Origin of the sequence: Gabonibacter massiliensis (genome assembly GCA_001487125.1) — a bacterium.
In the GTDB taxonomy this organism is placed as follows: Bacteria; Bacteroidota; Bacteroidia; order Bacteroidales; family Marinifilaceae; genus Gabonibacter; species Gabonibacter massiliensis.
In genome coordinates, this window is record LN913013.1 from 1,796,462 (window position 1) to 1,822,363 (window position 25,902).

The following is a 25,902-nucleotide window of genomic DNA, read 5'->3' on the forward strand; positions in this document are numbered from 1 at the left end:
TATGGATAACTCAGCATATTCTAATAAGAAATCGGATTTCAAATCTGTTTTATCTCTAAAAGAAATAAACACAGAAAAATATTCCACAGACACAAACAGTATTTGTGAAAATGAAGAATATTATTTACCAAAAGAATTCGAAAAAAAAGAATACACTTTTAATAGCCAAAAACAAACAGAACTTGTCTCTGTCTTTGATGCTGCCCGTTATATATTAAGTCGCTTAAAAGAGAAACAATGTTCAACCATGAAATTGCATAAATTGCTATACTATTGTCAAGCATGGGCCATGGTTTGGGAAGAAAAACCAATTTTCAAGGAGAGAATCGAAGCATGGGCAAATGGTCCTGTCGTTAGAGAACTCTTTCTCTTCCACAGAGGGATGTATAGTATTTCCTATTGGGATCTTTCCAATGGGAATGAAAATGCACTTAATAATACTCAGAAAGAAACTATTAATGATGTGATAGACTTTTATGGTGATAAAGAAGCGCAATGGTTGATCGATTTAACCCATTCTGAAGCACCGTGGCAGAATGCTCGTCTCGGTTTAAAACAATTGGAACGAGGTAATAATGAAATTACCCTTGATTCTATGGCTGAATATTACTCTTCAATAAAATGACTCCTCAACGTATTCCCAAAACAAAGAATAATAATATAAATCCTCCTCAAAAAAAACCAAAACAAGGAGTTAATATTGAGCCTTACAATGAAATGCCCATTTGTTGGCAAATTGGAAGTATTGATTTAGATAGTAAATGGGGATTGCAAACAATTCTTGGAAATGTTAAATTCGTCTTTTCCAATTCTCTATATGAAAAAGTCTTTGAGTTTAATGACGAGGAATTAAACAAAATTCTAGAAAGCTTTAAGAATAGAACATTTTCTAACACATATGAGTTTATCAAAAAACTTCAGGAATATTATCAAAAGCCTATTCCTCCTAAAATTTTCCAAGAGTTTCTTCAAGAATTATCTAAAGATTATTTTCTACAAATTCTTTATCCCCTATTGAAAGATAGAGAAAATTCAACATGGCAAGCGATAGAAAGAGCTACACATGGCAGACAAGGAAAATCTAATAGCCACCATGTTTCTGTAGGAAATTTATGTCCCGATGCACAAAAAAGACTTAAAGAAATGAAATTAGATGATATTGACGAAATTTACTCATTACGTCTGGGAGGAGAATTACGTATTTATGGAATCCGAAAATACAATTATTTAAAGATCTTATGGGTGGATCCTAACCATGAAATCTACCCAGTATAAATATTACATACTGACATGAATAAAGAAGGAGTGTTTTACTCCTTCAAAAAAGATATTTTAAAAATACAGCATTTACAAAAACCTACGAACAATTTTCCAAATAGAAGGCACTGAACACGCCGCTAAAACAAATATTACCCACCACATAACGCCGGGAACTCGATACTTCAGAACTTCTACCGGGTAAGGCTTTGTTATAGTATCTTGTTTAACAAATGTGTCCCGGACAAGACGATCCTTGTAAACAGTTCTCCATCGATCCCGATATATTTTAATAGTGTCGCCTCGTTCTATAATTCGAACCGTGTCAGAATAATAAACACTATCCTTTTGAATATCAACCCGATCCCGATATTCTGTTTTAATATTCTCCACCGGAATATATTTTATCCGACCGCAAGAGACGACAAGTACACAAATGCAGATTAGAAGTAAATAATTTCTCATAACACCAGTTTTTTAAAGTTTCTAACAAATTCCTTCTCCGTTCCCTTGCCTATCCTTGTGTTATAGTGTTCTTTCCAATATTTTGCCCAGCCCGTTAAATCATCTGGTATCCTTACCGGCATGCGGAGATAATGCACCCGACACATGCAAATAGAGAGTGCAAGATTATACTCAAGGTACTCACTCCGGAAAGCGTTCGCCCCGGAGATAGCCATCACCTTTTTTGCCAGTTCAGGTTTGTATTGCAGGTAATTTTGAACGATATCCTTAAACGTGTTCGGTTCCATTTGAAATATCCCCAATGCCGGACCACTACCAAGCTGCCGAATGTATTCTCCTAATCCCGATTCCTGCGCTGCTGTCCCCATCAATAAATTCTCTGCTGATTCCGAGTGCAAATCCAAATCGACCAGCACTCTTTTAATTAAATCTCTAAGTTGTTTTTTGTCCATCGTTTTTCTCCTCCAATATTTCCTTTATCAAGTTACCTTTCGTTCCCCTGATCAACCGGATAATTTTTAAAAAGATCGGGCTCCCCGTAATCGTCGCCATATTCTCCAGTATCGAAATAAATTCCACAAGGCAAATAAAACCACCAATCCACTTGTACGAGCCGATCATTTCACCAGTAAAAGCCTTTTCTGCCACGAACGCCATAACCACGGCCCCGAGATAACAAAGCAGCTTCAACACGCTCTTCCGGGCACGCCGGGAGCTCCTGCCGATGCCGTTCTTGCTACTCGCTATTATCCCAACAATTAAATCTATCGTGACGAACAATAACATGCACCAGAATACCTCTTTCATTGGGGCTAAATATGCCGATAACACGGCAAACGCCCACACGAAAACACTATAAACTCTTTCCATTTTACACCTCCTTTATACAATAATATTAGACCAATTATATTACATTTACAAAATTGAAAATTCTATTGGCGGCGTACCGGGACGGGAAACCGCCAAATTTCTTTATTTAACTAAATTATCCCGGATAGCGTCGGTAATTTTGTTAACGAAAAAATCTGTATCTAACAGGCTATTCAACGTGTTTAATTCCGTTTCGTCTAATTCCAGTACTCCCGTCGATTTATAAATTTTCTCGGCTAATAGCTTATATTTTAAACCGTGCGTCTGATCGTAAATTATTTCTGCAATCCCCTCCCTACTATCTATTTCCGTAACCACGCCGGAAAGGCTTTTCACTTTCAATTTTTCAAAATTAATTTTCATGATGTTATGCTTTTAAGAATTATTAATTATTATCTGCCTCGCCATACCACGAAGTACCACTGAATATTAGACTTTTTTTAGATTTTCCTTTGATAAAATTATATGTTTGCTCGTCTCTTGCCGTGTTTATAAACAAGTCTCCCAAGGTGTCATTTATTACTTCAATACGTTGTCCCTCGTCGCCGGGGCCAAGCACTAAACGATTTCCTGATGTTGTACTTGTAACCTTCATTACCGATACGCCTTTAGTAGAGACCGTACCTCCTGTACCAACTACTCGAATCCCGTAAATTTCAGCTCCATTTAGTTTTAACGATCCATCCTCTATTAAAAGAGCTATTGGAAGCTTAGATGGATTTGAATAGGTATTTTTTGCAGAAAGAATTAACGTGTATTCCTCTTTTAAATATCCATTGCTTTGCGCTCGTATTTCTAAACCTCTCACCATTGCGTTGTCGGCAATAGCGGTAATTAATCCAGCTTGCAGTAATCCTGTTGAAGGTTGTAACATACCCGTTTCTGTCGCGCAAAACATAAACGCTCCATTAGGAAATAACTTAGCAACTGCCCCACCTTCAGTTAAGCTGCCCGACCTATTATAAGTTGGCCAACTAAACGTTTTAGATTGAAAACCTGTTGTTATACCCCAACCCGCGACTTGATTATTATTACCAAGTTGGAACACGGTATCCCCTTCTATTACGCCTTTAATCCCCCAATTCGTTGCACTCCGGTAATACATTTCGACGTAATCGTTATCGCCCTTGTGCACGTTAAAGCCCCAGTCGTTTTGCGAAGATTTCATTTGGATTCCCGCCGCTCCCGATCCGAGCAAGGCCCCGGAATATAGCAATTCAGACGTGGCGGTAAATCCCCACGGAATCACCAAAAAAATAATACACACAAGGTATATTAATCTATTCAACTATGATTAAATGCTGATCCTGACTCCCCAAGTCGTAAATCCGGGATCACGGGATCTTTTAATCACCGAATCTTTTAACACATAGCACTTTTACCCCGTCCCAGGGTGCTACTCTATTTTTATCCACTTCACCGCGTCAGCCACGATCGCCACGTCTTTTCTTCGCCGGGGATCCTTGTCGGAAAGTACCACCTTGGCCTCGCCCGCCGGGAAATCATACTCGCCAAGAGAAACCCAGCCACGGGAGCCCATGCGCTTGGGTATCGCAATATCCAAATCCACCGCCACTTCCTCTTTCTTATCCCCGTGGAAAACCGTGTAGTGATTAACCACTCCTCCCGGACGACCAATCCCGATAGCAAGAGATTGTACATGCACTTTAGCCATGACCCGGTAACGCCCTGCCTCCGGGAGATTCACCCGCCACGTGGCCGTCGATTTTCCCTCTCCTCCCTCGATACAGTAACAGCCTCGAATCGAGTCCCCCTCCGCCTCCGGCGTGATCACGAATCCCCAGCGGGAGGTATTGCCGCCCTGGCGAAAACTACGCCTCAAGGGAGGGTCCTTCCTGAACCATTTTTGAAACAAGGTAAGGTTACCGTCCACCAGCTCGAAACCGGCATCCTGGTCGTCCACCACGAACTCGTTTTTGTTCTCGCCTGCCAGAAATTCTTCTACCGAGATTGAACGCCATTCCCCGCCTATTTCACCGAAACTTCTCCCGTCTCTCTCCTCATAATTATCAAAAACAAAACCAGTCGGGCGGTTAGCGGATAGTCTCGTGAGAATACCGGATCCCCCTTTCGACACGAGGGTGTACGCCTTCGCTTCCCCGGGGCCCACGTAACAAGCAAAATCTTCCACGTCGCCATATTCACTCGTCAAGTTGTACTCCATGGAGACCACCCCTCCCGTCTTACCCGCGTTCATGACCCGTCCCTCCACTTTCGAGAGTTTCATCACGGGATCGTAATACACCCCATCATTTTTTACCCTGAAAAACTGCTGGTGTTTAGCGTGTACCCACTCCATCACGATACTATCCACGTCCACGCCCCAGCGAGCGCTCCACGCTCTCGCTAAAGAGTCATAATCGACCTCCCCGTGATCGCGAAGGCTATCGAGACTGCCCCGCCACGCCCGGCGAGGAACGTGTATCGAGAAACGAGACCGCAAGTCTTCTGTTTTAAGATACAAGATCCACTCCCGCAAATCTTCCCGCAAACCGGGATCCGATAATATATCTTCCAGGGTATGCTCCAAAAAGTAATCAAGCATGAACGCCTGTTCCGAGAACGAGAAACTGTTAACAGGAGGTCTCCTGTTTTGTAAAAGTTCGAAAATCCTTCCTATAAACGGGTGTTTTAAAGAATGTACCCAAACATTCTTGTCATCATCGAGTGACTTCACCCGGCTACCCGTGTAATACGGTTCTTTCACTTCATACCCGATCCCCCGTAACGGGTGACTGTTATCACTCGGGCAATTACCGCTGAACAAAGACTGGTACAAGGGGTTAAACACCGCGAAAAATTCATCCCCCGTCTTCACCTTTCCCCCCGTCACGACATCGAGCATCCGGTACTCGAATCCCCGTTCACGGAAAAAGACGATACCCGGTTCCGTTAAACCCGCCAGCGGTTTACCCACCCCGGGGGACAATCGAAAAGAGACCGGCACCTCCGAGAAATGAAGGTAAGGGTTACGGGGTTCGTACCAGCCCATCCTGGGAAACCTTCTGTAATCGTACCAGTGATAGATCGTCTCGCTACGCCAGAAAGAGGTGAAAAAACGTTGACTGATACCAGAGAACATCCGCGCCAAGTCACGACCCCAGCTCGTAAGGTTAAAACGGAAACCGAAACTCGTGTCTACCGGTACCGTGTAATTCAACGTGTTAGCACCGTACAACGTGATCCCGTTCAGAGGGTTATGACTCGTGAAACGAATAACGTCATTTACCCTACACGGGACTCCCTGGGAGACTACCGTCTTTTGAAGAGGGTTTTCCACCTCCAGCGTGAAAAGGGTAAAATCACGCCCAGTGGAAAAAGGCATGAAAGGATTAGAAGGGGGAATAGACACCGGGTACCAGCCACTCGCCGGCGTCAACAGGAGAAAATTATTCTCGACGAAAGCACCGCGGCGACCCGTCGGGAAAAAACAATCGTTATAAAAAACAGCCTCGTGGTCCTTATCAGGCAAGTGCAGGTCACAATAACGATCATCAATCGTACCCTCGTAATCAATACTCAAAAGCAAGGTACTTCCGGGCCGTAAAGTTTGATCGATCAAAACAACCTGTCGATCTCGACGGTAAGGCAACTCCTTGTCGCCTGATTTTACCGATAACACCCGGAAGCCCGGGTTGAGGAAAAGAACGACTCGATCCAAAACCTGTTTTTCCGGGTTATAAACCAAGAGATTACTCTCCGCTTTTAATTTTTTACCCCTCTGCCGTAACCGGATAGCGTGCTTCTTCACCCGGCAGGTCTCCTCCCGCCAGTGACGGGAGAAACTCGAACGATAATCTTCACGAGCGGAACGATCACGGTAATAAGAGTACTCTAATAAAAATGCACCGCCCAACCCCGCTAAAAAAAACAATAAACCGACGAGTACCTGAGTTTCACGGGTCGAACGGTAATTCGGGATTCGTTTGAAACGGCTCACGCTCCAGCCCAACAACCCCAGGCCCAACAACGAGTAAGCCAGGCGATGCAATAAATAACGGGGAAGGTTTAAATGACCCACAAGCTCCGAGAATAGATTAGGCACGCCGCTACCCGTGTAATCGAGCGTCCCGTGTTGAACGTAAGGCAGCCAGAACAAGCAACCAATCAACCAAGCCAGGGAAAAAAAGATAGCGAGATAACGGGAACCCGTGACACTGCTTAACCAGAAGGAAAAACCGGCTACAAACAACCAGGAAGGAAGAGTAAGCGTCAACAGGTAAAACAGGTAACACGACCAGCTTACCGGGGCCAGGCTCGTCAAGTTCACGAGAAAAACACTGGACAGGATCACGACAACGTTCATCGAAAGGAAAAGCAACCCGTTTCCCGTGATCACGCCCCAGAGATAAGTCGTGTTACTCACCGGGCGAGCCAACAACGCTTCCTGGGAGCCCCGGTGATCGAGCCGACGGGGAATTTCCGACATCATTACCGCCAGGAACAACGATTGAATAACGCTATAAAGGTAAGCGTTAACCAGGGGCATGGAACAGGGAAAAGCAACCATTTTCCAGTTTCCCGCCCCAGGACCCTGCCAGTAAACGTGACACGACACGATCCCCACCAACGAGAACAGGGCGAAAAAACGAAAAAGCCAACTTCGGCCCTGCTGTTTCATCTCGTACTCCGCCACGTGAAAAAAAACACTCGTGTTCATGTCCTCTTATCTTTTAATTCTAAGCTACGCTAATACAAACACGTTGGATTGCCATTCCAGGCTCTTTTACCAGACACGAGTAAACGAACCACGTTTTAAATTCCTCTTCGAATCATTCATCAATCGTGCTCCCCCGGATTTCAACTGTTAATATTACAAAAAATTCGTGTTTAAAACAAGTGTCCCGCGCTTATCTGCAACCACTCTCTTTCCCGGGTTAAACGGAGTATAACATGCCGCACGAACCGAATCTTTTAACACATAGCACTTTTACCCCGTCCCAGGGTGCTACCAGGGTGCTACTCTATTTTTATCCACTTCACCGCGTCAGCCACGATCGCCACGTCTTTTCTTCGCCGGGAATCCTTGTCGGAAAGTACCACCTTGGCCTCCCCAGCCGGGAAATCATACTCGCCAAGAGAAACCCAGCTACTGGATTCATAACGCCCCGGGAGAATCTCGTCCAGATCCACCGCCACTTCCTCTTTCTTATCCCCGTGGAAAATCGTGTAATGATAAATTACCCCTTCCGGGTATCCAAAACCAGAAACAAGAAACTGTTTATATACTTTCGCCATAACCCGGTAACGCCCCACCCCCGGGAGATTCACCCGCCACGTGGCAGTTGATTTGCCGTCGCCACCGCTGATACAATAACATCCTTGGATCAAATCCCCGTACGCCTTATCCGTGATCACCTGTACCCATCGAGAGGTTTCTCCCTTCTGAAAACCTCGTAAAGGAGGCTCTTTTCTAAACCATTTTTGAAACAAGGTGAGGTTACCGTCCACCAGCTCGAAACCGGCATCCTGGTCGTCCACCACGAACTCGTTCTTGTTCTCGCCTGCCAGGAATTCTTCTACCGAGATTGAACGCCACTCTCCCCCAGACTCTCCAAAATCCTCACCTTCCTTCTTCACATAACGACTAAAATACCGAACACAAGGACGATTTGCTGATAATCCAGTATTCATACTTATAACAGATCCTGACACCAAAGTAAAAGCTCTGGTTTCGCCAGGTTCCAAATAGCAACTGAAGCGCTCGACTACTTTTTGGTCAGGCAAGGGTTTATGCTCGACAAAAACCATTCCTCCTGTTTTCCCAATGTTCATGATCTTTCCCATAACTTTCATACGTTTTGCAACAGTATCAAAATACAAAATATCATCCTTTATCCTGAAACATTGATCGTGCCTCGCCATTACCCATCTCTGTACGATATTGTCTACGTCTACTCCCCAACGAGTACTCCACAATCCCACTAACGAATCGTAATCTATCTCCCCATGCCGATAACGATAAAGACTATCCAAACACGCCTGAAATTCTATTGGTGGTATATACATCGTTAAACTATTCCAAAGATCCCTCACCTTAATTAGGAACACCCATATTCCCATTCTCGTTTCCAGTCCCGGGTCTAATAACATATCTTGTAACGTATGATTCGAAAGATAATCGTAAATAGATTTAATCTCCGGAAGGAAAAAAACATCAGTAGGTCGAGTAAAGATATGCATGTTATTCTGAAAAATCTCAAAAATTTTACCCATAAAAGGATATTTCAAAGAATGAGCCCAGATATTTGAATTCTCGTTGAGAGACTCCACACGACTATCCGTGTAATACGCTTCTTTCACTTCATACCCGATCCCCCGTAACGGGTGACTGTTATCACTCGGGCAATTACCGTTGAACAAAGACTGGTACAAGGGATTAAACACCGCGAAAAATTCATCCCCCGTCTTCACCTTTCCCCCCGTCACGACATCGAGCATCCGGTACTCGAATCCCCGTTCACGAAAAAAGACGATACCCGGTTCCGTTAAACCCGCCAGCGGTTTACCCACCCCGGGGGACAATCGAAAAGAGACCGGCACCTCCGAGAAATGAAGGTAAGGGTTACGGGGTTCGTACCACCCCATCCTGGGAAACCTCCTGTAATCGTACCAGTGATAGATCGTCTCGCTACGCCAGAAAGAGGTGAAAAAACGTTGACTGATACCAGAGAACATCCGCGCCAAGTCACGACCCCAGCTCGTAAGGTTAAAACGGAAACCGAAACTCGTGTCTACCGGTACCGTGTAATTCAACGTGTTAGCACCGTACAACGTGATCCCGTTCAGAGGGTTATGACTCGTGAAACGAATAACGTCATTTACCCTACACGGGACTCCCTGCGAGACTACCGTCTTTTGAAGAGGGTTTTCCACCTCCAGCGTGAAAAGGGTAAAATCACGACCCGTCGCTAAAGGCATGAAAGGATTAGAAGGGGGAATAGACACCGGGTACCAGCCACTCGCCGGCGTCAAAAGGAGAAAATTATTCTCCACGAAAGAACCGCGGCGACCCGTCGGGAAAAAACAATCGTTATAAAAAACAGCCTCGTGGTCCTTATCAGGCAAGTGCAGGTCACAATAACGATCGTCTATCGTTCCCTCGTAATCGATACTTAAAGACAAGGTATCGCCCGGAGACAGAAAACGAGCGATCGAGATCACCTGTCCATCGCGATCGTGAGACAAGGCGTTCCCCCCGGATTTAACCGACAAGACACGCATACCGGGGTTAAGGAAAAGAACGACTCGATCCAAAGACGCTTTTCCTGGGTTATAAACCAAGAGATTACTCTCCGCTTTTAATTTTTTACCCCTCTGCCGCAACCGGATAGCGTGCTTCTTCACCCGGCAGGTCTCCTCCCGCCAGTGACGGGAGAAACTCGAACGATAATCTTCACGAGCGGAACGATCACGGTAATAAGAGTACTCTAATAAAAAAGTACAGCCTAATCCTACTAACAAAAATAATAAACCGACGAGTACCTGAGTTTCACGGGTCGAACGGCAATTCGGGATTCGTTTGAAACGGCTCACGCTCCAGCCCAACAACCCCAGGCCCAACAACGAGTAAGCCAGGCGATGCAATAAATAACGGGGAAGGTTTAAATGACCCACAAGCTCCGAGAATAGATTAGGCACGCCGCTACCCGTGTAATCGAGCGTCCCGTGTTGAACGTAAGGCAGCCAGAACAAGCAACCAATCAACCAAGCCAGGGAAAAAAAGATAGCGAGATAACGGGAACCCGTGACACTGCTTAACCAGAAGGAAAAACCGGCTACAAACAACCAGGAAGGAAGAGTAAGCGTCAACAGGTAAAACAGGTAACACGACCAGCTTACCGGGGCCAAGCTCGTCAAGTTCACGAGAAAAACACTGGACAGGATCACGACAACGTTCATCGAAAGGAAAAGCAACCCGTTTCCCGTGACCACTCCCCAGAGATAAGTCGTGTTACTCACCGGGCGAGCCAACAACGCTTCCTGGGAGCCCCGGTGATCGAGCCGACGGGGAATTTCCGACATCATTACCGCCAGGAACAACGATTGAATAACGCTATAAAGGTAAGCGTTAACCAGGGGCATGGAACAGGGAAAAGCAACCATTTTCCAGTTTCCCGCCCCAGGACCCTGCCAGTAAACGTGACACGACACGATCCCCACCAACGAGAACAAGGCGAAAAAACGGAAAAGCCAACTTCGCCCCTGTTGTTTCATCTCGTATTCAGCAACGTGAAAAAAAACACTCGTGTTCATGTCCTCTTATCTTTTAATTCTAAGCTACGCTAATACAAACAGGTTGGATTGCCAAACTAAACTTTTTTCCTCGATACAAGCTAACCGGGAAAAAAGAAGACCGTGATTGATACCTCTTACATCATCCGTTTTACCCATTCTTGAAGCCATGGAAGCATCCGGCTTTGGCATAACAACAAGCGTCACTATTAATCTTGTATCAAAAGCAACAGTAGACGACCAATGGCCAAATTCATACACTCCGCTCTCTTCTAAAGTTACTCCAACGTAACAATACATTCCTATATCTGTACCGATATCCCAAGTCTCGTAAACATCCCCCAAAATACGATGTCTAATATAAATCATTTCATTTGATTTAAACTGAATACCCATAAAACTGACAACCCAATTTTCTCCCTCGTAACAAAATTGAGTTCGCTCAACAGGATTAACCTGTGCCATACCCGTTGATATTCCCCCGACCAGAAGAACCAATGTTAATACTACTAATTGAATCGTTTTTTTCATCATTCTTAATTTTAAAAGTTTAGTACGATAGTTATTTAAATGAATATTATCATAAAAGATAATATTTGTGTAAAATTAAGGTAATTATTTTTCATATCAATACACTACACATACATAATATTTATTATTATAATATAATTTATATTAATATGACAACAAAACACGAATAATTCACAAAAAAAACGTTTCGAATTCATACTCTTTTAATAGCATCTGTACTTGTTTATTTTACCCTTTCATCCGGGACGACGAGTGTACATTTCGTGATCTTTTTGTATATTCGCAAAAACGAATTCACGGGACATGCAAAAACTTTTCAAATTCACCAAACTGAAACTGATTGCCGGATATCTTATCCTGCTCTTTCTGGCAACTGTGGCCATTATCTTTATCTACAAAGAGACGCTGCAATTGACAGAAAAAGATCCCAAAGAAACCATCACGCAAACAAAACTATTCATCATCAGCAATACATTGGCCAAACTTTATGAAGCGGAGGGCATCGGTATCGCTTTCTCACAAACCAATTCCAAAACGAAATTCAATCGTTATATAAACTTGATGAAAGAGGTTCGGAGAAATATGGATACGCTAAAAAACCTGACTACCATAAAACTTCAGAAAAAAAGAATAGATACGATCAATTATCTTCTCAACCAAAAAATCGATAACCTCAAGGCTTTAATGGAGGTAAAGCAAATTTCCCTTCCGGAAGATTTCTACAATATCGCCATCGAACGGGTCGAAGCCATAAAAGACAGTACCGCCGTGGAACCGGAAGAGACAACACCCCAAACGATCACCACATATGATAGCGTGTACACCGTGAAGAAAAGAAAAGGCTTTATGGGACTTTTCTCCCGCCGGGACACCACGCTTCAAGTTACGATCAAGCATATCCCAGTCGATACGATCACACAGGAAAAACCCGTGGCAAAGACAGATTCATTAGTCACGGTAATCAAATCGGCCTGGGACGAATTTCAGCAACAGAACCAGGAGATGGCCAAAGAGGTCTACCGGAAAGAGATTGCCGTTATTCAAAGCGGACAAAATATCACGGAAAGAATAAAACGCATCCTCAGCGATCTGGAAAATGAGGAATTCGATCATACCATCACGAAGATGGAACAGCAACAACAGTTGACTCACAGTATTACACGCACGATAGCATGGATTGCCATCATATCCTGCGTATTGGTCATCGTATTTATTTCACTGATCATAAGCGACATATCCCAAAGCCAACGGTACCGAAAAGCTTTAGAGGAAGCCAAATCATTTACCGAAAAACTTTTACAAAGCAGGGAACAACTCATGCTGACGGTTACCCACGACATCAAAGCACCTCTTAGCTCCATCATGGGATATATTGAACTTCTGAACAACACATCTTTAGAAGAGCGTCAACGTTATTTTCTCCAAAACATGAAAAGTTCCTCCGAACACATTCTTCATTTAGCCAATAATCTGTTGGACTTCTCTAAACTGGAGTCCAACAAAATGGATATAGACCACGTTCCGTATAATCCGGCCCGTCTGCTACAGGAGACAAGCGACAGTTTACAACCTTTAGCAGCGAAAAAAGAGTTAATATTACAAAGCAACATAAGCTCGGCCTTGGATACTTCATATTCGGGAGATCCGATGAAAATCCGGCAAATAATCATTAATCTGTTATCGAATGCCATTAAATACACCCGGGAAGGAAGAATCGAGTTATCCGCCTTCGTGAGCCCCACGCAGGCAGAGACCTTAATTATCGTCATTAAAGACTCCGGACCGGGAATGACCCGGGAAGAGCAGGAGTTGATTTTCAAAGCATTCACGCGCTTAGATGCACAACACAATAACGGAGCCGAAGGAACGGGTCTCGGACTAACGATCACTCAACAGTTGGTTCAACTTTTGGGCGGAGAAATCAGCCTTGAAAGCGAGAAAGAGATCGGCAGTAGCTTTACGGTCAAACTTCCCCTACTGAAAGCTGTATCCCCGGTAGAAGTGCTGCCCGAAAAAGAGGAGACCAATCTTCCGGAGGTTCAACAATTGAAAGCCTTGTTAGTAGATGACGACCCATTACAACTCCACATGAGCACCGAACTGCTCAGACAAAAAGGGATTGTTTGTACATCTTGCAATGATCCGACAAAAGTATTGGAATATTTAGAGAAGGAAAGGTTCGATATTATTCTTTCCGATATTCAAATGCCCGGAATGGACGGATTCGAATTGATCGAGCAAATCCGGAGATTTCCGGACCCGGACATTCAAAAAATCCCGGCAATAGCCCTTTCCGCCAGAGGAGATATGAAAGAAAACCATTATAAAAAATCGGGTTTCTCGGCCTATCTGAATAAACCGTTTACACCGCAACAACTTTTCGAATGCATCGCCAAACTAACCGGATTTTCAGTAAAAATAAAAAACACGGAAGGAGAGTCCGTGACAAATAACCTTCCTTACGATTTAAACAGCATAAAAATATTTGCCGACCACGATCCTCAGGCTATAAAGGAAATCATCCGCTCCTTCATTAGGGACTGCGAAACCAATTTCTCGACATTAGCTCAACTTCTCGATAAGAAAGAGTTCCAACAAATCGGCAGGCTGTCCCATAAGATGCTGCCCATGTTCAGACAATTTGCCATAAAAGAGATTATACCGCTCCTGGCTTTTTTGGAGCAAACAGATTCTGCCCGGACCCCGGAAACCCGAATAAAAGAGCAAGTTGAAAAAATCATCCGGCAAGGAGAAACGATCTTGGAAGAATTGAAAAAAGAGTTATAAATCCTCCAACCCGAAATGTTTTAGTTTACTGTAAAGAGTCTTTCTATCGATTTGAAGGATGCGGGCCGCCTCGCTTTTGTTATTTTTACACCGAATCATTACGTCCCGAATCAACTCTTTTTCCATATCCTTACGACTTCCGACACTCTTCTCGGGAGAAGGGGCTTGTTGCTGCCATAATTCAGGCTGCAAACACTCTTTAACAATAAGTTTTCCGGGACACAAAAGGGTCGCTCTTTTCACCACGTTTCGCATCTCGCGAAGATTCCCCGGCCATCTGTAATTCCGGAAAATATCGGCAACACTCTCGTCAAAACCGACAACCTCTTTTCCTAAATCCTCATTGGCATTATCTAAAAAATGATTGGCAAAAACCATAATATCTTCCTTCCGCTCTCTTAAAGGTATCGCCTGAATAGAAAATTCATTCAACCGGTGAAACAGATCTTCCCGGAACTTTCCGGAAGCTACGGCTTCCTTTAAATTCTCGTTCGTGGCGGTAATGATACGGACATCGAAAGATATATCTTTCTGCCCCCCGATCGGATGAACCTTTCGTTCTTCCAACGCCCGTAGCAGTTGCACTTGTACATCATAGGAGAGATTTCCGATCTCATCCAGGAAAATAGTACCCCCCGACGCTAATACAAAGTAACCTTCCTTATCGGAAACAGCTCCTGTAAACGAACCTTTTATATGACCAAAAAACTCACTCGCGGCTAAATCTCTCGGAACCGCACCGCAATCCACAGCCACGAAAGGAGCATCCTTCCGGCTACTCATCGAATGAATCAAACGGGCGATATACTCCTTTCCCGTTCCGCTCTCTCCATTGATCAGTACACTCATGTTCGTGGGTCCTACCAAACGGATGTAGTCGTACAGTTGATCGGCCTTCTCGCTTATTCCTTTAATATAAGTGATTTCCGATGTTTTCGCGGTAGCGGTTTTTCCCTTTTCCTTGGGTTTTGTTTCCAATTTCAGGGCTTCCTGCAATTTTTTCAGAATCTCATCGGGGATAACCGGCTTGGATACATAATCGAAGGCTCCCAATTTAATAGCCGTAACGGCTGTCTGAATGTCGGCATAACCGGTCATTAAAATAACCTGTGCCTGAGGAGTTTTCTCTTTAATGATACGAAGCAGATCTATCCCATCTTTATCCGGCAAGCGCAAATCCGTGAGAACCACATCAAAAGCGGTTCCCTCCAATTTTTTTACAGCCTCTTTGCAGGTAAAAGCATTCTCTACTTCAAATTTACGCTTCCCCAACCAATTTTTCAACATGATACAGAAAGTCGTATCATCATCGACTACTAAAATTTTTGCCATAGATCGATTATTTATCTTACGAAAATAACCTTAAACGACTAAACAAAAAAAGATTTAACGCTATTTAATAAATAAAGAATCTTGAGGCGTTACGCCTCGGATCACCTCCACACATTCGGTGATACAGATCAGAAATTGATTATTATCTACATATACAATGAAAAGGAGGCTATCCCGGAATAGATCCGAACAGCCTCCTACAAATGCACGATTATGTACCTCACTTATTTCTCCCCTTCACTAATGAATTTCCCGTCTTTATCATATATGACCGTGATTGTTTGTTCATCTTTTTTCAAAATCAGTTTATATTGGTCGTTATCACCTTTATAAGCCTCTTCAATCGTATAGCCCTCGTATTTTTTCGCAACGGCATCCTTTACTGCTTGCGGCACATCGGCTACGTCAATTTTCGTCCAAACCACATCTGCCCGAGTGATCAGACTCAACATAACTTCCTGCTTGGTTGTATCCGGAATAACCGTATCTCTGGCAATAGTCTGGTGGGACGCTGCCACAACATAATTTGAAAAACCAAACACAACAACTGCTACGACTACGATACTTTTCAATACATTTTTCATAATTTCCCGTTTTAAAATTAAACTCATATATATTCAGTTCACTTATTAGATTCCAGCTTATGATCAGGTTCCGTTAAAAAGTGCGGCAATAACAACCCCGATACGGCTACAACGATAAAAAATCCAAAAACTACCATACTTTCAATTTTTAATTTTAACCTCTTTGCCTTATCTATAAGAAATAGTATGCCAAAACATACAATTTCCGCCGCTTCCAAGATTTCATACTAATAATCAATATTATACAATATCGTTTATCGCCATACACCGTTTCCCGGATTGTAGAAAAACGGGGAACAACTGTGGCGATTTTCCACACCCATTCCGTGATTCCACACTTTACGAATTAATCCGTCGAAAAAACTTTTATTATTCTTCAAAAAATCGTAGTATTGTTGTTTATTTAAATATATGAAAACATTACTATATGGGTTCCTGTTCGCAGGACTACTCGTCGGCTGTCAGGACGACAAGATAGGGGATAAGAAGGATCTTTCGGAAAACTACAACATCAATCAATTTGTAGAGTCCCACATGAAAGAAGAGTATTTTTGGGCCAAAGAGGTCCAAACGAAAAACGTGGATAAAGAAACAGCTCCGTCCAGCTTTTTCAATGCCCTAAAATACGAAGGAGACAGGTGGTCTCGTTTAACCGACGAATCGGCTGACGGGACTCTCTCTGCCATTGAAGACGGAGATGATTACGGTTTCGGCATACGCGTAACCATTTGGAGCGATCAATCCGGCAATACCCTTTTTTCCAAAATCAATATGGTTTTTCCGGATTCCCCCGCGGGGAAAGCCGGACTGCGTAAAGGGGATATTATTACACGGGTAAACGGATTAACCCCGAATCTCTCTAATATACAAACGGCATTAAACGCCCGAGAGATAACGATTCAAGTGACCCATAAAAACGGTTCTTCCGAAAGTATCAGTCTGAATGCCCAAAAATATGAAGTCAATCCGATCCTAAAAAATACGGTAATCGAAGAGGGAGACAAAAAAATCGGTTACCTCGCCTATGCCAGCTTCGTTTATAAAAATCAAAGCTCTTTAGATGAACTAACCCGGATTTTCAACGAATTCAAAACACAGGAAATAGACGAATTAATATTAGACCTTCGTTACAACGGGGGAGGTTACAATCATGCGGCCGTTCATTTGGCCTCTCTTATCGCCCCGACATCCGCAGTTATGTCAAACAAGTTGTTGATTTATAAACAATGGAATGAAAAATACCAGGCGATATACCAAAATTCTTCTCTTATGACAGAAGAACATTTGAATGCCAAAGTTCCAGAGAATGCCCGGTTAGGTTTGGAAAAGGTATGGATTCTTACCAACAACTCCACCGCTTCGGCTTCCGAAGTTGTCATATCGGGCCTAAAACCTTATATGGATGTTATTACCGTAGGAGAAACCACTACCGGTAAAAATGCCGGAGGAATCGTTTATACTCCTTCCGATGCAAGCATCGACCAATGGAATGTCTATTTGATCGCATTCGAATATACCAACAGTAACCGTGAATCCGTAAGAAACGGGATTGTCCCCGATTACTACATAAAAGAAAGCGATAACGCTTATTTCCGGGATCAGAACGACTGGGGTGATAAAAACGAATATTTAATCGCTTACACGCTTGACCAAATAACCGGCCGAAGCTCATTCCGTTCGGCCCGCACGATATCGGAACAAGCAGTTCCCGAAACCTTGGAGCCAGAAGGACGTTATATTATCTCCTTTTAACTAAAGACCCTCCACTACTCAAATTACGAGTAATAACAGGGCTCCCGTCATACAAAAGCAAACCGGAAGAAGATATCTCCGCGTTTAATTTCTGACGCACGAAGATCTCTCCTTTAGCAGCATTGCTTATGTCAGCATTACACGTATCCGCTGATAATTCCCATGCCTTCAGGTAGGATGCCGTTGAAAGATTCAAATCCAACTGCTTTACTTCCCCTTTCAATTCCAAACGGGAGGCACCGGAAGCTTCCACCTGTAACTCGTTTCCCTTCACCTCCAATTTCATATTGGATGCACCGGAAGCGACCACCTCCAATTGATCGACCCGCAACAGCGCCGAGCCCTCAATCCGTGCCGCAGAAGCAGCCTCCAAACGAACAAGTCGCGGTAAGGTCACCAATACGTTCATTACCGTGTAGCGGCGAATGCTAATACCCGGTTCTATATATACATTCAACTGATTATTTTTTATCTCCGTCTTGATATATGGCAGAATATTATCATCCGACTCCACGGATATCGTTGCCGTCTTATCCAATGTCACATAGAGTGTAATCCCCTGTTGAACGGATATTTTTTCAAAACGGACCTCCGAAGGTCGTTGCGACATCAACACATAACCCGTTCCCGTTACTTTTTTGTCTTTTGCCCATCCGCTTACCGCAAAAAGCAAAAAACACAATCCCCATAATAGACCTTTCATCATTCGAATTATTTATAATCATATTCATTTTTTCCCTCCAACAAACCGATAGACTGCAGATACTCGGTTTCACTCAGTTTCAACTGCGTCTTGGCTTCGACCCAGTCGCTCCATGCTTGTTGCCATTGAGCTTGAGCCTCTAACAAATTGGTCAGATTTTCCATTCCTACCTCGTATTGGTTTGTCGTAATCTTTAAATTTTCTTCCGCCTGAACCAATGCCGTACGGGTTAATTGAATACGGGTTTGAGCATCTTTCAGTTTAAATCGGTTTCCGGCAATTTCCAATCTCATCAATTCCCCCATTTTCTCTTTGTTTAAACGGCTTATCTCCTCGTCTACCTTTGCAGAACGGACCTTGTTCCGACCTTCCCCCCAATTGAATACGGGAATCTGTACCGAAGCCAATGCATTAAACGAATGATCGTCGGCACCATCCCCGTTTAATTCCAAGCCCCCGCTAAAACCATACCCTACAGAGACTCCGACCTGAGGCAAGAAACCGGAACGAGCGATACGGATCTCTTTCTGTTTCATCTCGATCTCCTTTTCTAACATATTATAATCGGGACGTTGCTCCAGATGATCGGGTAAAGCCCATATTTGCGGACTTAATGTTGAAGATAACGAATCTGTCAATTCTATCCTCGTCTCCAAATCCAATCCGACCAAACGACAAAGATTCATCCGGGAAAGTTCCTGCCCGTGTTGGGCCTTCTGTAATTGCAAAACAGCCTCATTGAATTTCACCTGTGCTTTCAACACATTATTTAAAGAAGTCATTCCGGTTTGTTGAGCATCTTCCAAATTTTTCACCAACTCCCCCACGACCTCCTTGTATTTCCGGGCCACGAGAACCAACTCCCGAACCCGTATACATTGCCAATAAGCCTGTTCCAACTCAACAAGAACTTGCGAACGATTTAAGCGCACATTCTCCTTTGCCAATATTTCTCCCGCTTTGGCCGCCTGATGAGCGGCCCGGATCTTCCCTCCCAAAAAAAGGGGCTGTTGCAACTGCACGCCGGCCATATATACTCCTCTCATCGAAAGAGAAATCGGAATATCCGGTAAAAAAGCATACTCTTTAAACACGGGTTTTCCATCGGGACCGAAGATAGGTTTCCCGTCCGGACCGACAACTAAATTCGGTTCTAACTTTTGATTCTCTCCGGGCACGTAAGTCGGCAAATATCCCCCGTCCAAACTATACTTCTGTTTTTTCTGGTTATAAAAATAAATACCGGTAATCGAAAGTTTCGGATAGTAATTGGCTCTATACTCTTTTTTGGTCCAAACGGCCTTTTGTTCCTGTTGGCGGGCAATAGCCAATTGTTGGCTATACTCAAGTGCCATTTCCCGACAGCGCTCTAAGTTCAGCACGACCTGCGCCTTCACCGGACTCAGTCCTAACACCAGTAGGGTAATAAATAAAAATCGCATCTTCTTCTATTATTTAAATTCTATCGTTCAAAACTCATTCATTAACTTAATCCCATGTGAAAATCTTTCTTCTCCCGTTTCGGATGTTTGATTTTTAAAAAGAGAGAATAAAGAACCGGAAGAATAACCAACGTGATCACGGTCCCAATAAACAACCCACCCATTATGGTCACGGCCAAAGCCCCGAACATATCGTCGTTAACCAAAGGAATCATTCCCAATATGGTTGTCATCGCGGCTAAAAATACAGGACGCAACCGGGAAGAAGAGGCATCCAACAAAGCCTGGAAAGGATCTTTCCCCGATCGGATCTGGATATCGACCTCATCCACCAACACCACACCATTTTTAATCATCATCCCGACAAGCCCGAGTGCTCCCACGATAGCAACAAAACCGAACTCTTTTCCGGCCAACAACATTCCGAAAACGACTCCGGTAATCGCTAACGGCAAACACAATAAAATCATCGCCGGACGTTTGAAATCTTTAAAAAGTGCAATCAAAATAGCCAACACGAGAACAATAGCAACCGGCACATTCTTAAACAGGTATTGTTTGGACTGCGTACTGGCCAAATACTCCCCTTGCCACTCGGTCGTATACCCCGGAGGAAATTGAATCGTGTCGATTTTAGTAAGAAGGCTGTTCCGTACTTCATTGCTGGTGTATCCCGGAGCATTGTTACATTGGGCGGATATAGAACGCTGGCCGTTATAACGACGCACCACGGGAACCTCCCAAACGGCATTTATTCCATTGGTCGCTTGATTTAAAGGCGTTGACCCGATTGCAGCCGTCAATAACTCGTCTGCCGAAATCATTCCGCTTATCAGCTCTTTTATGGTCTCCATGTTCAACAGATTCGTGGAAGGAACCAAACTCCAAACCGGAACGTTTCCTAATTTACCCAAACGTTGATTATCCTGTCCCACACTTTTTACATAAATCGGCAAATCGTGTTGTCCCTCGTAATAGGATCCTACCGGCAAACCGTCTGTCGTCGCCAACAAGGCCATTCCGACATCCTCGCGGGAAAGATTGGCCACCCGTGCTATCGGTTGATAATACTCCACGTTCAAAGCCGGCGTCATGGGTCCCCAGTCATTGGTCACCAGCATCGTGGTCGAATCATCCCTCATGATCTCCTCCACTTGGGCACATAACCGCTTTAAGACGGCAGGGTCAGGCCCTGAAATCATAAACTGCACGGGATAGTCCATGTACATCAGATTGTATTGTTTCATGCGTACGTAAGCAGAGGGGTAATGTTCCGATAAATATTTCTGTAACTCGTTCAGATTCGCTTTCAATGTCTCCGGAGAAGTAAAATCCACGATCAACTCGCCGTAACTCAAAGCCGGCTCGGCCACGGTCCGGACCAAATTATACCGGGAAGGTGTTCCTCCCAAGCTCGTCGTTACCATCGTGATCTCGGGACGGGAAGAGAGATAACGTTCGATGGAAGCCAGATCTTCTTTTACCGTCTGCGGATTCGTCCCGTAAGGCATCTTATATTCTATATACAATTGATTGTAACTCAAATCGGGGAAGAACCCTTGTTTTATATACCGAAACATGTACACACTGACTAATAACAGAACGACTGTCGCAGCCAAAACACCGATCCGGTTATACACGGAAAATTGCAACACCCCCCTAAACATCCGGTATACCTTCGTGTCATACATCTCTTTTTCGCTAACCTGCTTGGCCGGGTTTACCTTCAATCCCCTATCCGCCTGAATCGGGACATAAGCCAACGCTAACACCCAACTCAACCACAAGGAGACCGCCAGTACGATAAAAAGATCCCGGACATACTCACCCGTCGTATCGGGAGAGAGATAAATCGGTAAAAAGGTTAAGATCCCGATCGTCGTTGCTCCCAACAAAGGCCATGCTGTTTTTTTGGTAATATTGACCAAAGCATCGGGTTTCTTCAGTCCCCGTTTCAAATCTACCAATATCCCATCCGTGATTACAATAGCATTATCCACCAGCATTCCCATGGCCACGATAAACGAAGCCAACGAAACCCGTTGTAACGTTCCATGCATCATATGAAGTATCACGAAAGACCCTAAAACCACGACAACCAAACCGATACCAATAATATAACCGCTTCTGAAACCCATGAATAACATCACGACCAAAATAACGATCAGGACGGATTCTATCAGATTCACCATAAATACGTTAATAGCACTCTGCACCCGGGTAGGTTGAAAAAATACTTTTTGAAAATCAATTCCAGCCGGAATAATTTCCCGTTTCAATTCTGCTAATTTCTCGTCCACCTTCTTACCCAATTGAATGATATTCCCTCCTTTTTCCATGGCAATAGAGATGGCGATAGCAGGAATCGTATCATAGATTAATCCCTCCCGCTGGGGTTCCACGTATCCTTTCGTGATAGTTGCCACATCCGAAAGCCGGATCTGATCTTGCTCATGCCCTTTTATCAGAAGGTTACGAATATCCTCTATGGCTTTATAAGCTCCGTCTACATTCACCCTTATCCGCTTTTCTCCGCTATCGAAATAGCCGGAATAAACCGTTTTATTTTGTCCGTTCAGCGTCATGATAATCTCCGCGGGATGAACGCCGAGATTGGCCATCTTATCCTCCCGTATATCGATATTGATACAAGCCTGCCGCTCCCCGTATATATCCACACTGCTTACCCCGTCTATATCCAATACCGTACGACGGACCAATTCGGCATAATCGGACATCTCCTGATATCCGAATCCGTCCGAGGTCATGGCATAAAACATTCCGTATACGTCCCCGAAATCATCCATCACCAAAGAGGCATTGGCCCCTTCCGGTAATTGAGCTTGAACATTTGCCACCTTCCGTCGCAAAATGTCCCAGTTTTGTTGTAACTCCGCCAGCGGTACCGTACTGCTCAGTTCCACCGTAATCATCGACACATCGTCCATCGAAAGAGAAGAGACATGATCCAAATCTCCCATGGAACGTATGGATTTCTCCAGAACATCCGTTACCTCCAATTCGACTTGATAAGCCGAGGCTCCCGGAAAAGTGGTTATCACCAAAGCCTGCTTCACCGTAATAGCCGGATCCTCCAGTTTACTCATGGTAAAAAAAGAATAAACTCCTCCGACCACCAACACGAAGACGAAAAAATAAACTAAGGCTTTATTTTTTAATGCATATTCCGTAAAGTTCATATTATCAAAATTACAAGTTGCCTACCCGCCGGTTACCATCGTCTATAAATCGTAACCGACAAAGCATTATAAAAGTTTTCCGACATTAGAGGTTGATACGGGGGGAAGTTGACGAACTTTTTGTCCCTCTTTCAAATGATTGACCCCGGCTGTAACGATCCAAGATCCGGGTAGCAGTTCGGATTGAACCAAAACCATCCCGTCTTTCTGAATTTCAACGATCTCTACTAAAGATTTACTTATCTTCCCCTCCTTCTTTTCGTAAGACCACACATACGATTTCCCGTCTTTTTGAAAAAGAGCGGAAATAGGAATCAAGGCCAAATCGTCTTTCCCCGGCATAAAGTCGATGGTGACAGTAGCGCTCATCCCTGCAGCGATATCCAATTTTTGTTCCGGTTTCAGACGAAACCGGACTTTAAAGAGTTGATTGTAATTAGCCTGTTGTGCGATTTCCAATAGTTCCAACGGAATTTTCATTCCCGGATACACATCGGCAACGCAATAAGAACTCACGAAGTTCTCCCGGCGAATATAATCACTCGAGGGAATATCTATGTCTATCTCGAAGTAATTATCATTGATCATCGACAATACGGGTAATCCCTGATTAACGATTTCATGAGCATCAAAAAACTTTTTTTGGATATACCCGTCAAAAGGAGCCCTTAATTTCGTATCGTTCAAAGCATTTCGATGCGCCTCATAAAGAGCCGTAATCCGTTTCAATGCAGCAACCGCCTTATCATAATCATTTACCGGAACACTCTTCCGGCGATAAAGCTCCATCACTCGCTCCGACTCACCTTTGATCTGTTTATACTCGGCCGCCGTAGCATCAAATTGCAACTTATAATCCCGGGGATCGATTTCGGCTAATACTTGTCCCTTCTTCACGTATTCCCCCTCTTTTGCTCTAAACCTTATGATCGGACCCGCCACCCGAAAGGCCAATTTCACATCCGAAGCCGCTTTTATCTTCCCCGGATAACTCGTACTACTCTCTCCTTCATATTTTTGAATCTCTGCCGTTTTAACCAACTGCGGGATCTCTAATCCAGGCGCCGCTCTGCGACAGGATTCGACTACAAATAAAGCTCCTATCACCGGAGCCCATTTCAATACAGAAAAAAACATCATCTTCATAATATACAGTTAAAGATCATAACCATATACTCAAAAGACTAAACAAATGTTTCACTTTCTTTTCCGAAACTCGATAAAAACATCCAAACAAAAAACGAAAACAGCGAAAACAAGTATATTATTTCAATCGATCGTATCTGGACGAATCTTTACAATTGCCCTGTCGCTTTCAAATAACGGGTTTCACTTAAACGTAATTCAGCCTTGGCATCAATCCAGTCACTCCATGCTTTTTGCCACTGAGCCTGTGCTTCCATATAGTCGGTCAATGTTTCCATCCCGACTTCGTATTGATTTTTACTAACAATCAAATTTTCCTCCGCCTGAGATAACGATTGACGGGTCAATGTTACCCGGGTTACCGCATCTTCCACGTTAAAACGAGCCCGGGCAATCTCTAACTGCATCATTTGTGCCATGTCTTCCTGTCTCAAACGGCTCATCTCTTTTTCCGCCTTCACTGAACGAACCTTATTTCTACCTTCTCCCCAATTGTAAATCGGAATTTTTAAGGAAGCCATTGCCGTAAAAGAAGATATACCAGAACCCTGTCCGTTCACGGTTATTCCATCGGAATACCCGTAAGAAGCCGAAACTCCCAGTTGAGGTAAAAAATCGGAACGGGTCAGTTCCACCTCTTTTATTTTTAACTCGACCTCCTTTTCTAACAAATTATATTCGGGCCGTCCCGTGATTCCCGCCTTCACCTCGAATAACCCCGGAGTAATCCCTTCTTGAAGAGTGTCACTAATCTGTACTTCCGAATAAAAATCGATCCCGACAATCCGACATAAATTCATACGGGCCAAAGACTTACCATTCATAGCCTTTTGCAACATAAGCTCTGCCTCATTCAGCTTTACCTGTGCTTTCAATAAATCATTACGGGAACTCATTCCGATTTCATAAGCATTTACCAGGTTAAGTACCAACTCTTTCACAACCGACTTATATTTCTCGGCAGAAGTTACCAATTCACACACTTTCAAATATTGCCAATACGCCTCGTCGGCCTCTAAAATTACCTCCTTTCGATTGTATTCCTGATTCAGATCCGCCATCTCTTTCCCTATCTTTGCCATCCTGAAAGCAGAACGCACCTTTCCACCCATAAAAAGAGGCTGCTCCAACAAAATCCCCGCCGTATAAATACCCCTCAAGCCCAAAGCCAAATTGATATCAGGCATAAAAGCATATTCATTAAAAAGAAACATACCGTCTTTTCCCATCACCGGCAAATGCGTTGTCGGATCAAGATATAAATTGGGAACTAAATTCCCTTGTCCGTCCTGAATATACGTGGGCAAATAACCGCCGTTAATCTTAAACTTCCACCTCTTTTGCATATAAGCATACACGCCAGTGGCCGAAAACTTCGGAAAGAAATTAGCCCTGTAACTTTTCACGTCATAAGCGGACTTCTCAACTTGTTGAGCCGCAATAGCTATTTTCTTACTGTTCTCCAAGGCCATTTCCCGACATTTTTTTAAATCCAATGATACCTGAGCCTGTACCGGTATAAAACCCACCAACAATATAACTACAAATAAAAAGCGCATTTTTCCTTGATTTAATTT

18 protein-coding genes are annotated in these 25,902 nt (G+C 43.8%); 4 read left to right on the plus strand and 14 right to left on the minus strand.

The genetic code is table 11. From position 1 onward, the window contains the following. Window position 1: 1 nt before the first annotated feature. Both BN3283_RS14700 and BN3283_RS11930 read left to right on the plus strand, forming a co-directional pair. Window positions 2-625, plus strand: a complete 624-nt coding sequence (locus BN3283_RS14700) for a Panacea domain-containing protein (RefSeq protein ID WP_286137662.1) — start codon at window positions 2-4, stop codon at window positions 623-625. Next, complete coding sequence (locus BN3283_RS11930) at window positions 622-1,275, plus strand: hypothetical protein (RefSeq protein WP_059026745.1); 654 nt, start codon at window positions 622-624, stop codon at window positions 1,273-1,275. The genes BN3283_RS14700 and BN3283_RS11930 overlap by 4 nt, the downstream gene beginning before the upstream one ends. A gap of 443 nt (window positions 1,276-1,718) precedes the next feature. Here the strand turns inward: BN3283_RS11930 and BN3283_RS11940 are convergent, their stop codons facing one another. The 7 genes from BN3283_RS11940 to BN3283_RS11970 all read right to left on the minus strand — a co-directional run bounded on the left by BN3283_RS11940 (window position 1,719) and on the right by BN3283_RS11970 (window position 11,379). Beyond that, window positions 1,719-2,174, minus strand: a complete 456-nt coding sequence (locus BN3283_RS11940; protein WP_059026747.1) for a hypothetical protein — start codon at window positions 2,172-2,174, stop codon at window positions 1,719-1,721. Continuing rightward, entirely contained in the window at window positions 2,155-2,592 is a 438-nt protein-coding gene (locus BN3283_RS11945; protein WP_059026748.1) for a phage holin family protein, read from the minus strand. Before BN3283_RS11945 ends, BN3283_RS11940 begins: the two co-directional genes overlap by 20 nt. A 102-nt stretch (window positions 2,593-2,694) precedes the next feature. Beyond that, a complete protein-coding gene (locus tag BN3283_RS11950; RefSeq protein ID WP_059026749.1) occupies window positions 2,695-2,955 on the minus strand; it encodes a hypothetical protein in 261 nt (86 codons plus the stop codon). 22 nt (window positions 2,956-2,977) lie between these two features. Further along, window positions 2,978-3,880: a hypothetical protein gene (locus BN3283_RS11955; RefSeq protein ID WP_147625599.1), complete on the minus strand. Its 903-nt coding sequence runs from the start codon at window positions 3,878-3,880 to the stop codon at window positions 2,978-2,980. 108 nt (window positions 3,881-3,988) lie between these two features. Beyond that, a complete protein-coding gene (locus BN3283_RS11960) occupies window positions 3,989-7,273 on the minus strand; it encodes a golvesin C-terminal-like domain-containing protein (protein WP_059026751.1) in 3,285 nt (1,094 codons plus the stop codon). Window positions 7,274-7,572: 299 nt separating this feature from the next. After that, entirely contained in the window at window positions 7,573-10,869 is a 3,297-nt protein-coding gene (locus BN3283_RS11965) for a golvesin C-terminal-like domain-containing protein (RefSeq protein ID WP_059026752.1), read from the minus strand. A 24-nt stretch (window positions 10,870-10,893) separates the two neighbouring features. After that, the gene (locus BN3283_RS11970; RefSeq protein ID WP_059026753.1) at window positions 10,894-11,379 is read right to left on the minus strand and encodes a hypothetical protein; all 486 of its coding nucleotides are present in this window, start codon (window positions 11,377-11,379) and stop codon (window positions 10,894-10,896) included. Window positions 11,380-11,682: 303 nt separating this feature from the next. Here BN3283_RS11970 and BN3283_RS11975 point away from each other — a divergent pair, with 303 nt between their 5' ends. After that, window positions 11,683-14,166: an ATP-binding response regulator gene (locus BN3283_RS11975; RefSeq protein ID WP_059026754.1), complete on the plus strand. Its 2,484-nt coding sequence runs from the start codon at window positions 11,683-11,685 to the stop codon at window positions 14,164-14,166. Here BN3283_RS11975 and BN3283_RS11980 read toward each other — a convergent pair. Then, window positions 14,161-15,498, minus strand: coding sequence for a sigma-54-dependent transcriptional regulator (locus BN3283_RS11980; protein ID WP_059026755.1), 1,338 nt, complete (start codon window positions 15,496-15,498; stop codon window positions 14,161-14,163). The two genes, BN3283_RS11975 and BN3283_RS11980, sit on opposite strands and share 6 nt — an antisense overlap. A 224-nt stretch (window positions 15,499-15,722) precedes the next feature. Beyond that, entirely contained in the window at window positions 15,723-16,082 is a 360-nt protein-coding gene (locus BN3283_RS11985; RefSeq protein WP_052649415.1) for a hypothetical protein, read from the minus strand. A gap of 411 nt (window positions 16,083-16,493) precedes the next feature. Between BN3283_RS11985 and BN3283_RS11995 the strand changes: the two genes are divergently transcribed. Continuing rightward, a complete protein-coding gene (locus BN3283_RS11995) occupies window positions 16,494-17,834 on the plus strand; it encodes a S41 family peptidase (RefSeq protein WP_059026757.1) in 1,341 nt (446 codons plus the stop codon). On the opposite strand, the gene BN3283_RS12000 is transcribed toward BN3283_RS11995, so the two are convergent. The 5 genes from BN3283_RS12000 to BN3283_RS12020 form a co-directional block, all read right to left on the minus strand. Continuing rightward, window positions 17,821-18,540: a head GIN domain-containing protein gene (locus BN3283_RS12000; protein ID WP_059026758.1), complete on the minus strand. Its 720-nt coding sequence runs from the start codon at window positions 18,538-18,540 to the stop codon at window positions 17,821-17,823. The two genes, BN3283_RS11995 and BN3283_RS12000, sit on opposite strands and share 14 nt — an antisense overlap. A gap of 5 nt (window positions 18,541-18,545) precedes the next feature. Further along, complete coding sequence (locus BN3283_RS12005) at window positions 18,546-19,979, minus strand: TolC family protein (RefSeq protein WP_059026759.1); 1,434 nt, start codon at window positions 19,977-19,979, stop codon at window positions 18,546-18,548. A gap of 41 nt (window positions 19,980-20,020) precedes the next feature. Then, complete coding sequence (locus BN3283_RS12010) at window positions 20,021-23,179, minus strand: efflux RND transporter permease subunit (protein WP_041503108.1); 3,159 nt, start codon at window positions 23,177-23,179, stop codon at window positions 20,021-20,023. Between the two features lie 66 nt (window positions 23,180-23,245). Further along, a complete protein-coding gene (locus BN3283_RS12015; RefSeq protein WP_059026760.1) occupies window positions 23,246-24,325 on the minus strand; it encodes an efflux RND transporter periplasmic adaptor subunit in 1,080 nt (359 codons plus the stop codon). 149 nt (window positions 24,326-24,474) lie between these two features. Beyond that, on the minus strand, window positions 24,475-25,884 hold the full coding sequence (locus BN3283_RS12020) for a TolC family protein (protein ID WP_059026761.1): 1,410 nt from the start codon (window positions 25,882-25,884) through the stop codon (window positions 24,475-24,477). Between the last annotated feature and the right edge of the window lie 18 nt (window positions 25,885-25,902).